The following is a 10,627-nucleotide window of genomic DNA, read 5'->3' as shown; positions in this document are numbered from 1 at the left end:
CGTTGCTTTCTGTGGTGCAGCTGTTCTTGATCGAGGGATGAATCGCGCCGCCAGCGACGCTCCTACGGGGCGCTTATACAAGTCAGTGTCCTCAACGCGTTTTTGCTGGCGGGTGGGGCAGGGTATCCTTGTGCTTTGTGAGCCCGGACTGGGAACCCCATGGAATATCTTTCAGACCCCTGGTTAGCGGCAGCGCTACTGGGCGCCGGTGTACTGGCGGGGTTTATCAATACCCTGGCCGGGGGCGGTGGCCTGTTGATCCTGCCGTTGTTGATGCTCACGGGCATGGGCGCTGCGCTGGCCAACGGCACCATGCGGGTGGCGGTGCTGATTCAGAGCGCGGAAGCGGTTCGCCAGTTCAACAAACGGGGAACCATGCCCTTCGCCGCCTTACCGGCGATTCTGGTACCGAGCCTGCTGGGCACCCTGGTGGGCGCCGTGGCGGCGGCGTTTCTTCCGGAAACCATCCTCAAACCGGTTCTGCTGACGACCTTGGTGGTGGTGGCTTTGCTGATGGTGCTGCGTCCGGCGCAAGTGTCGCCGGGGCCGGATGCGATCCCGCTATCCCCGAACGCGAGCCTGTCCGGGTGGCTCGGCCTGTTTCTGGCCGGTGCCTATGGCGGTTTTGTGCAGGCCGGAGTGGGTTTTGTGCTGCTGGCGGTGCTGGTCGGGCAACTGCAGTATGACCTGCTACGCAGTAATGCCCTGAAACTGGCGATCACTGGCAGTTTTACCGTGCTTGCCCTGGGGATCTTCGTGGCCCGCGATCAGGTTGCCTGGTTGCCGGGGCTGGTCGTTGCGCTGGGTAGCCTGCTGGGCGTGCGGCTGGGTGTGGGGTTCGCGCACAAGGTTTCCCCCCGTGTACTCAAACGCATCCTGCTGGTGATGGTGCTGGCGGTGTGTCTGGCGGCGGCGATCAAGGGCTGAGTTTAAAGTTGAAAGTTCAAAGTTGAAAAGTGCGGGGAGGGCTTCGGTGGTGTTTCCCCAAGTAGATGCGATTCCGGTCTGGTGAGGTATATTCCTATGATTGCGGCGCGGCTCAGGCTAACCCGGACAGCACTGCAGTAGATTCGCGCCTTTCAACTTTGAACTTTCAACTCGCTCTTGCCCCTAAACCCCATCGCAACCGGGCCTTGAGGGCGCTATACTCGGCCCTCTCTGACAGCCAGCCAATGATTGTTTCTCCTATGAAGAGTGCTGAACTACGCCAGGCCTTTCTGGATTACTTCGCCAGCCAGGGACACACCAAGGTGCCGTCCTCCTCGCTGGTGCCCCACAATGACCCGACCCTGTTGTTTACCAACGCGGGCATGAACCAGTTCAAGGATGTGTTTCTGGGCCGTGAATCCCGGGATTACACCCGTGCAACCAGCTCCCAGCGTTGTGTCCGCGCCGGTGGCAAGCACAACGACCTGGAAAACGTGGGTTATACGGCACGTCACCACACCTTCTTCGAGATGTTGGGTAACTTCAGCTTCGGTGATTACTTCAAGCGCGAAGCCATCAAGTTTGCCTGGGAGTTCCTGACGGGCACCCTGGGGCTGCCGGAAGATCGTCTGTGGGTCACGGTGCACGTGTCCGACGATGAAGCGGCGGATATCTGGCTCAAGGAAATGGGGGTCAGCGCTGAGCGTTTCTCCCGGCTGGACGAAGACAACTTCTGGCAGATGGGCGACACCGGCCCCTGTGGCCCAAGCTCGGAAATTTTCTATGACCACGGGGCGCATGTGCCCGGTGGGCCACCGGGATCCGAGGGCGAAGATCTGGACCGCTATATCGAGATCTGGAACCTGGTGTTCATGCAGTACGATCGCCAGCCGGATGGCGAATTGCAGCCGCTGCCCAAGCCAAGTGTAGATACCGGCATGGGCCTGGAGCGTATTGCGGCAGTATTGCAGGGCGTGCATTCCAACTACGAGATCGATCTGTTCCAGGCCCTGCTGCAGGCTGCGTCAAAAGCCACCGGTTGCCAAGACCTGGAAGAGAAGTCACTGCGCGTGATTGCCGACCATATCCGTTCGGCCAGTTTCCTGATCTGCGATGGGGTAATTCCGTCCAACGAAGGGCGTGGCTATGTGCTGCGCCGCATCATTCGTCGAGCTCTTCGCCATGGCCACAAGCTGGGGCAGGACAAGCCGTTCTTCTCGACGATGGTGTCCGCGCTGGTCGAGCAGATGGGTGAGGCCTACCCGGAATTAGGTCGCGAGCAGGCCCGCATCGAAAAAGCCCTGCTGGCGGAAGAAGAGCAGTTTGGCCGCACCCTTGCCGCAGGCATGAAAGTGCTGGAAAGCGCCATTGAGCAACTCGATGGCAAGGTGCTGCCCGGTGAGGTGCTGTTCAACCTGTACGACACCCACGGTTTTCCGCCGGACCTGACCGCTGACGTGGCCCGTGAGCGTGCGTTGACTGTAGACATGGACGGCTTCGAAACTGCCATGGCTGCACAGCGAGAACGGGCGCGTGGGGCGGGCAGTTTCGCCAACGACTACAGCGACCGCCTGAATATTGATGCGGTGACCGATTTCTCCGGTTACGAAAAGTTGGCCGATGACGATGCGGTTGTCGCCCTGTACAAGGATGGCGACGCGGTAGAAACGCTTAATGCCGGCGAAGAAGGCATGGTGGTACTGGCGCGCACGCCGTTCTATGCCGAATCCGGGGGCCAGGTGGGAGACACCGGTGCCTTGATGGGAGGCGATGACAGTGAAACCCGCTTCCTGGTCACCGATACCCGCAAGCGCCAGGCGGCCCATGTGCATGTGGGCAAGCTGGAAAGCGGCACCCTGACGGTGGGCAGCAAGGTGTCGGCCTATGTGGATGTGGATCGTCGCCGTGCGGTGATGCGCAACCATTCCGCTACACACCTGATGCATGCTGCCCTGCGTGACGTGTTGGGCGAGCATGTGCAGCAGAAAGGTTCGCTGGTGGCGGCCGACTATCTGCGCTTTGACTTCTCCCATGGTGAAGCCGTCAGCGAAGCCCAGCGTGAGCAGATCGAGATTCTGGTGAATCGCCAGATTCTGGCCAACACCGCAGTGACCACCGAATTGATGGACATTGACGCTGCCCGTGAAGCGGGCGCCATGGCGCTGTTCGGCGAGAAATACGATGATCAGGTGCGCGTGCTGAGCATGGGCAGTGACGGTTTCTCCAAGGAGCTGTGTGGTGGCACCCACGTGAACCGTACCGGTGATATCGGGTTGTTCCGTATTACCCTGGAAGCCTCTGCGGCTGCCGGTGTGCGCCGTATCGAAGCCGTGACCGGTGAACACGCGCTGGCGGTGATGCGCCAGCAGGAGCGAGCGCTCAGCGAGATCGCCGCCACGGTGAAAAGCTCACCGGACAACGCCGCCGATCGGGTGCGCAGCCAGGCACAGAAAGTGCGTGAGCTGGAAAAGGAAATTGAACGCCTCAAGCAAAAGCTGGCCAGTGGCGCCGGCGGCGACCTGACCAGCGAAGTGCAGGATGTTAACGGCGTGAAGGTACTGGCGACACAAATCGACGGTGCCGATAGCAAGACGTTGCGGGTCACCATGGACAAGCTGAAAGACAAGCTGGGCTCCGCGGTGATTCTGCTGGCCGCAGTGGAAGGCGATAAAGTCGCGTTGGTGGCGGGTGTCACCAAGGACCTGACCGCCAGATACAAAGCGGGTGACCTGCTCAAGTTCGTGGCCGAGCAAGTGGACGGTCGTGGCGGCGGTCGCCCGGATATGGCCCAGGGTGGCGGTAATAATCCTGCTGCATTGCCCGGGGCACTGGAAAGTGTAAAGGGCTGGGTGGCCGGGTAGGGCGACTGGGCTGGAAATACCGGGTATTTCTGGCCTGAAAAACCCACTTTGGGGGCGGAAAAGGTCACAGATCAGGTCCGCCATACCACCTCAACATGAAATCCCGGCGCGTTTCTGTTAAGGTAGCGCGCTCTTTTTTGCAGAAAAAGCGACTTTATGGCTCTTATCGTGCAGAAATACGGCGGTACCTCAGTGGGTACGGTCGAACGCATCCAGGCCGTTGCCGAGAAGGTAGCTGGCTTCCATAAACAGGGTGACCAGGTGGTCGTCGTAGTCTCCGCCATGAGCGGGGAAACCAACCGGCTCATTGAGCTGGCCAACGGCGTTACCGACAAACCCTCTCCACGGGAAATGGACGTGCTGGTGTCTACCGGCGAGCAGGTCACCATTGCCTTGCTGTCCATGGCACTGCAGAAGCAGGGTCTCAACGCCCGTTCCTATACCGGCAGCCAGATTCCCCTGCGCACCGATAATGCTTACTCTAAAGCCCGTATCGAAGAGATCGACGACAAGAAAGTGCGCGCCGATCTTGATGGCGGCAGTGTGGTGGTGGTGGCCGGTTTCCAGGGTGTCGATGGTGACGGCAACATTACCACGCTGGGTCGTGGTGGCTCGGATACCACGGCGGTGGCGCTGGCTGCTGCGTTGAAAGCGGACGAGTGCCAGATCTATACCGATGTGGATGGCGTCTATACCACCGACCCCCGTGTGGTGGATAACGCCCGTCGCCTGGACAGCATTACCTTTGAGGAAATGCTGGAGATGGCGAGTCAGGGCTCCAAGGTCCTGCAGATCCGTGCTGTGGAATTCGCCGGCAAATACAATGTGCCGCTGCGTGTCTTGTCCAGTTTCCAGGATGGCCCTGGGACTCTTATTTCTGTCGAAGACGAGGTTGATATGGAAAAGCCGGTAATCTCCGGAATTGCCTTTACCCGTGATGAAGCCAAGATCATCGTGCGTGGCGCCCCGGATACTCCGGGCATCGCCTACAAGATCCTCGGTCCGGTGAGCGCAGAAAACATCGAAGTGGACATGATCGTGCAGAACGTGGGCAAGGACGGCGCCGCCGACTTTACCTTCACCGTGCATCGCAACGATTTCGTCCGTGCCCAGGAAGCCCTGCGCAACGCCTCCGAAGAGCTGGGTAACCCGGAAATCATCGGTGACGACAAGATTGCCAAGGTCTCCCTGGTGGGTGTGGGTATGCGCTCTCACGCGGGTGTGGCCTCCAAGATGTTCGAAGCTCTGGCCAACGAAGGGGTGAACATCGAGATGATTTCCACCTCCGAGATCAAGGTGTCCGTGGTCATTGCCGAGAAGTACCTGGAGCTGGCAGTGCGTGCCCTGCACTCCGAGTTCGAGCTGGATCAGCCCGGCTCCTGATCGGCATACCGTCAGGTAGGTATGGGGCGACGACCGGTTGGTCTAGCCCCTCTCACGGCAAGACTTGAGAATCTGATTCAGGCATACTACCGGCCCCGTGCCAGGGGTGGGTAAATGGTCTCTGCACCAAGGAGTCGTCACGGACGGCAACCCGCGAGCCTCAGGTACGGAAAGCGCTCACGGAAATGAAAGGACCCCAGGAGGGATCATTATGTTAATTCTTACGCGTCGAGTTGGTGAGACCCTGATGGTCGGTGACGAAGTGACCGTCACTGTGCTGGGTGTAAAAGGCAATCAGGTTCGTATCGGTGTGAACGCACCGAAAGAAGTTGCCGTACACCGTGAAGAAATTTATCAGCGAATTCAGCACGAAAAATCGTCAGATAGCGAGTCTGCCTGATTTTTGAGCTGTATTTTGTTCGCAAAATCGTTATGATGCGCGGCGAGTTTGGTGACAGCGCCGATTAAGAGCGTTCACCACCAAACCACAAGCAGTACCGCATTCCGGAGAGGTGGGTGAGTGGCTGAAACCAGCTCCCTGCTAAGGAGCCATACGGGAAACTGTATCGCGGGTTCGAATCCCGCCCTCTCCGCCATATTAGAAAACGCCCCGCAATGCGGGGCGTTTTTGTTTGTGGCGCTTGTTCTTGCTGCTGGCGACTCTGTTGTTCCGGACAGATGTCGCCCGCAAGCGCGGTTCTCATATTCCTCGTGCTCTGCCTCGACACCAACTTGCGCTACACTACGCCCCCGAAACGCCCCACGAATCTCCACGGTAAAGAAGGTGACGCCATGACCGATACCCTGACCATTGCCCGTCCTGACGACTGGCATCTGCATTTCCGCGACGGTGATTTGCTGGCGGAAACCGTGCCGGCCACGGCCAATGTATTCGGTCGTGCCATCGTGATGCCCAACCTGAACCCGCCGGTGAACACGGTGGCCCAGGCCGCAGAGTATCGTGAGCGCATCATGGCGCAGGTGCCAGCAGGGGTGAGTTTTGAGCCATTGATGGTGCTATATCTCACCGACAGCACCCCGGTGGAGGAAGTGGAACGCGCGGCCAACAGTGATTTTGTGCATGCGTTCAAGCTGTATCCCGCCGGCGCGACCACCAACTCTGCCAGTGGCGTCACCGATCCGGGCAAAATTACCCACCTGTACGAGGCCATGGAAAAGCACGATGTGCCGCTGCTGGTACATGGGGAAGTGACCGATGCGGACATCGATATTTTCGACCGTGAAAAGGTATTTATTGATCGCTACCTGAATACGATCCGCAGCCAGTTTCCGGCGTTGCGTATTGTGTTTGAACACGTGACCACCTCGGAAGGCGTCAACTTTGTGCGCGAAGCCAACGCGCTGACCGCAGCGACAGTGACCCCCCAGCACTTGTTGATGAACCGCAACGATCTGCTGGTGGGTGGCGTGCGCCCGCACAATTATTGCCTGCCGATTCTCAAGCGGCGCCAGCATCAGGAAGCCATTCAGAAAGCGGTGATTGACGGCCACAGCCGTTTCTTTCTGGGCACGGATTCCGCACCGCACGCCCGTAACAAGAAAGAAGCGGCCTGTGGCTGCGCGGGCTGTTACTCCGCGCGAGCGGCACTGCCGCTGTATGCCACCTTCCTGGAGCAGCACAACGCCCTGGATAAACTGGAAGGGTTCGCCAGCCACTTTGGTGCCGACTTCTACCGGCTGCCGCGCCACACCGACACTGTGACCCTGCAACGTAAACCCTGGGACGTACCCGCCGTGATCGACGCCGCCGGTGAGCCGGTGGTGCCGTTCTTTGCCGGCGAGCAGTTGCCCTGGTCGCTGGGCTGATTACCGTGGAAGAACGGATTCCGGTGGTGGTGCTCACCGGCTTTCTGGGCAGTGGCAAGACCACACTGCTCAACCGCTGGCTGAGCGAGCGCCGCGATGTAGCCCTGATCATCAACGAGCTGGGCGATATCGGTATCGACCAGCATCTCACCGGCACCGACGGGGTGTCGGTCTCGTTGCTGGCCGGAGGTTGCCTGTGCTGCGTAATTCAGGGCTCCCTGTCCACCACGTTGCGTAACCTGTTCATGGCTCGCAAGAACGGCGATATTCCCGCATTCACGACGGTGGTGATCGAAACCACCGGCGCGGCGGAGCCCTTTGGTGTGGTGGCGCCACTGGAGCAGGACCCCTGGCTGAAAAAGCGCTTTGTCTGCCAGTCGGTGCTGACCGTGGTCGATGCCCGCGCCGGTGCCGATGCCATTGCTGCGCACCCGGAAGTCCTGGAGCAAATCCACAGCGCCGATGCGCTGCTGCTTTCCAAGGCGGAACAGGCCGAGCCCGCCGCCGTGCAGGCGTTGCAGGCGCAGCTGCATGACCTGAATGCAACGGCGCGGCAATACCGGCTGGATGCCGACTTTCCTGACGCGAGCTTGCTCGATGAATCGTTTCCGCGTCGTTGCCGGGTGACCGGCCTGTTCGCCCCTGTGGGGGGAGCGGCGCTTGCCGCTCAGTCGCTTGCGCTGGTCCCCGCGGAGAAGCAGGCGTCCCGCCATAATCTGTTCAGTGCCTCGCTGCGCTGGCCCCATGGGCTCGACTGGCCATTATGGCAGGCCGCGCTCCAGCAGCTGCAGGCACAATGTGGCGATGCATTGGTGCGAGTGAAAGGGCTGTTGCAGGTGAACGGGCTGGACGGTCCCATGCTGGTGCAGTGGGTGGCGCAACAGGCACCGGAGATGACACCACAGAACCGGTGGCCGGACCAGGATGCCGACTCGCGCCTGGTACTGATTGTGCGCCATCCTCAGGCTGACTTCCCGTCCCGACTGCTGGCACACTGGGAGACGTTGCTGAATCAGCTACAGGTTGCCCCTTCGGCCTGAATGTCCGGTCTGATCACTCGCCCGATTGTTGCGGAGTCCCTATGGGTTACCTGTATTTATCTATCGCCATTGTGGCTGAAGTGGTGGCTACCTCGGCGCTGAATGCGTCCCAGGGGTTCACCCGGTTGTGGCCATCGGTGACGACGGTGCTGGGCTATTGCGTTGCGTTTTATGCGCTTTCCCAGACCTTGCGCACTATTCCCATGGGGATAGCCTATGCGGTATGGGCTGGAGTGGGTATCGTACTGATTGCCCTGGTGGGGGCGCTGTTTTTCAAACAAACCCCGGATTTACCCGCCATGCTGGGCATGGGTTTTATTATTGCGGGTGTGGTGCTGGTCACGCTGGTGTCCAGCACCGCCAGCCATTGAATGGCGCTAATGCATGAATGGCGCTGAATGAATGACAAGGAGAGGTCGTGACGGATCGAATCAATCAGGTAGAGCAGGCGGTGGATCGGGTCATTGAGGCCACCGGTGGCGAGATTCGCCTGGCCATGCCGCTGGGGCTGGGTAAGCCCAACCGGTTTGTGAACGCACTTTATGCACGCGTGGAAGCGGACCCGTCCCTGAGCCTGGATATCTATACGGCCTTGTCCCTGGGCAAACCGGGGGCCGGCAGCGAGCTGGAGAAACGTTTTCTTAATCCCTTTGCGGATCGCTTGTTCGGTGATTATGAAGCGTTGACCTACCTGGCGGCGCAAAAGCGTGGAAACCTGCCCGCCAACATTCGGGTGTTCGAATTTTTCGTGCAGCCCGGCAGCATGCTGGGCAGTGACGTAGCCCAGCAACATTACATCAGCAGCAACTACACGCATGTGGCGCGGGACCTTAACGCACGAGGCGTGAATGTGGTGGCGCAATTGCTGGCTCACCGGCAGGTGGACGGTAACGACGAGTACAGTTTTTCCTGCAACCCGGAAGTAACGCTCGATCTGATGCCCTTGCTCAAGGCGCGCCGAGAAGCCGGTGAAACCATCGTGGCCGTGGGGCAGGTACATCGGGACCTGCCGTTTATGGGGAACGATGCCCGGGTGGATGACTGGCTGCCGGAGATGGACCTGTTGGTGGATGACCCGGAAGGTCATACCCGCCTGTTCAGCACTCCGAATATGCCAGTAAATATTCAGGATCATTTTGTCGGGCTGCACGCCAGCACGCTGGTGCGCGATGGCGGTACCTTGCAAATCGGTATCGGTGCCCTGGGCGATGCGCTGGTGCATCATCTGCGGCTGCGCGAACAGGATAACCCCCGCTACCTGAATGCGCTGAAGGCCTGGACTGTGCCGCCGGAGCATGATGCCTTGATTCAGCGGGAAGGGGGCACAGGCGTTTTTCGTGAGGGCCTCTACGGTTGCAGCGAAATGATGACCCATGGCCTGCTGACCTTGATCGACGATGGCATCATTCGCCGCCCGGTATATGACTGGGCACCACTGCAGCGCCTGGAAATGCACAATCCGGCAACGCCGGGGCTGGCGCTGCTGGATGCCCTGCGCGAGCAATCGGCGATCAGCCGGCGGCTGGATCGCGCGCAGCTGCGTACCCTGAAACGGTTCGGCATTTTCCGCGACGGCATTAGCAAACACGGTGATGAGCTACAGCTGCCCAATGACGTGACCGTGCCCAATGATCTGGACGATCGCACCACCCGTGAAGCCCTGAAAGCGGTGTTCGGCGAAAGCCTGACCGGTGGTGTGGTGATGCACGGTGGCTTTTTCCTGGGGCCCCGGGATTTCTACGCACGCTTGCGGGAGATGACGGACCAGGAGCGCGACAGAATTAACATGACGCGCATCAGTTTCATCAATCACCTTTACGGTGATGAAACCCTGAATCGTTTGCAGCGTCAGGATGCGCGTTTTATCAATACCGCGTTCACGGTCACCTTGCTGGGCGCCGTGGCCTCGGACCAGATTGAAGACGGTCGCGTGCTTAGTGGTGTGGGCGGGCAATATAACTTCGTCAGCCAGGCCCATGAGCTGGAAGGCGCGCGTTCCATTTTGATGGTGCGGGCATGGCGCGAGCGCGGTGGTGAGGCCATGAGTAATGTGGTGTTCAGCTATGGGCACAACACCATTCCCCGACATCTGCGCGATATGGTCGTTACCGAATATGGTGTGGCGGATCTGCGTGGCAAGACCGATGAAGAAGTGGTCATGGCCATGCTGAACGTGGCCGATAGCCGTTTCCAGGTGGAGCTGATGGAGCAGGCCCAGGCGGCGGGGAAGCTGCGCCAGGATTATCAGATTCCCGAGGCGCACCGTCGCAATAATCCTGAGCATCTTCATGAGATTGCCGAACAGTACGGCAAGGAAAGCTTCCCGGTTTTCCCGTTGGGCACGGATTTCACCGAGGTAGAGCAGCGTTTGATGACGGCGCTCACCTGGCTGAAAGAGAAAGTCAGCCACAAGGAGTATTTGAAGCTGGGCCGGAAAGCCTTGTTCAACGAAGGCAGTCCAACCGAGTTTGCGGCGCAACTGGATCGTATGGCGCTGACGGATCCGGATGGGGTGCGTGAGCATATTTTCCAGCGTTTGTTGCTGACTGCACTGGAAGCTACGCAGGAAAAATAGCGTTGCCGATTAGC

General features: G+C 59.5%; 8 protein-coding genes and 1 tRNA gene. All 9 read left to right on the top strand.

What is annotated here, in order from left to right; translation table 11 throughout:
- Positions 1-159: 159 nt before the first annotated feature.
- Complete coding sequence (locus ADG881_RS04850; protein ID WP_007151451.1) at positions 160-927, top strand: sulfite exporter TauE/SafE family protein; 768 nt, start codon at positions 160-162, stop codon at positions 925-927.
- A 260-nt stretch (positions 928-1,187) separates the two neighbouring features.
- Entirely contained in the window at positions 1,188-3,788 is a 2,601-nt protein-coding gene (alaS, locus tag ADG881_RS04845) for an alanine--tRNA ligase (RefSeq protein WP_007149447.1), read from the top strand.
- 156 nt (positions 3,789-3,944) lie between these two features.
- Positions 3,945-5,171, top strand: coding sequence for an aspartate kinase (locus tag ADG881_RS04840; RefSeq protein WP_007150585.1), 1,227 nt, complete (start codon positions 3,945-3,947; stop codon positions 5,169-5,171).
- A 211-nt stretch (positions 5,172-5,382) separates the two neighbouring features.
- The gene (gene csrA / locus ADG881_RS04835) at positions 5,383-5,571 is read left to right on the top strand and encodes a carbon storage regulator CsrA (RefSeq protein WP_035229872.1); all 189 of its coding nucleotides are present in this window, start codon (positions 5,383-5,385) and stop codon (positions 5,569-5,571) included.
- Between the two features lie 106 nt (positions 5,572-5,677).
- Positions 5,678-5,767 (top strand) — tRNA-Ser (locus ADG881_RS04830).
- Positions 5,768-5,963: 196 nt separating this feature from the next.
- Positions 5,964-6,998 (top strand): dihydroorotase, encoded by a 1,035-nt coding sequence (gene pyrC / locus ADG881_RS04825; protein ID WP_007149678.1) that lies wholly within the window; start codon positions 5,964-5,966, stop codon positions 6,996-6,998.
- Between the two features lie 5 nt (positions 6,999-7,003).
- Entirely contained in the window at positions 7,004-8,038 is a 1,035-nt protein-coding gene (locus ADG881_RS04820) for a GTP-binding protein (RefSeq protein ID WP_007150181.1), read from the top strand.
- A gap of 41 nt (positions 8,039-8,079) precedes the next feature.
- Complete coding sequence (locus ADG881_RS04815; RefSeq protein ID WP_007149985.1) at positions 8,080-8,409, top strand: multidrug efflux SMR transporter; 330 nt, start codon at positions 8,080-8,082, stop codon at positions 8,407-8,409.
- Positions 8,410-8,456: 47 nt separating this feature from the next.
- Positions 8,457-10,613, top strand: a complete 2,157-nt coding sequence (locus ADG881_RS04810) for an acetyl-CoA hydrolase/transferase C-terminal domain-containing protein (RefSeq protein WP_007149970.1) — start codon at positions 8,457-8,459, stop codon at positions 10,611-10,613.
- Positions 10,614-10,627: the final 14 nt, after the last annotated feature.

It is taken from the genome of Alcanivorax sp. DG881 (assembly GCF_000155615.1).
Classification (GTDB): Bacteria; Pseudomonadota; Gammaproteobacteria; order Pseudomonadales; family Alcanivoracaceae; genus Alcanivorax.
This window is presented reverse-complemented; position numbering and strand designations above follow the sequence as displayed.

Bases quoted from the DNA above. Each gene is read 5' to 3' on its own strand.
- pyrC (WP_007149678.1), top strand. From the start codon at position 5,964: ATGACCGATACCCTGACCATTGCCCGTCCTGACGACTGGCATCTGCAT.
- ADG881_RS04815 (WP_007149985.1), top strand. From the start codon at position 8,080: ATGGGTTACCTGTATTTATCTATCGCCATTGTGGCTGAAGTGGTGGCT.
- ADG881_RS04840 (WP_007150585.1), top strand. From the start codon at position 3,945: ATGGCTCTTATCGTGCAGAAATACGGCGGTACCTCAGTGGGTACGGTC.
- csrA (WP_035229872.1), top strand. From the start codon at position 5,383: ATGTTAATTCTTACGCGTCGAGTTGGTGAGACCCTGATGGTCGGTGAC.
- alaS (WP_007149447.1), top strand. From the start codon at position 1,188: ATGAAGAGTGCTGAACTACGCCAGGCCTTTCTGGATTACTTCGCCAGC.
- ADG881_RS04850 (WP_007151451.1), top strand. From the start codon at position 160: ATGGAATATCTTTCAGACCCCTGGTTAGCGGCAGCGCTACTGGGCGCC.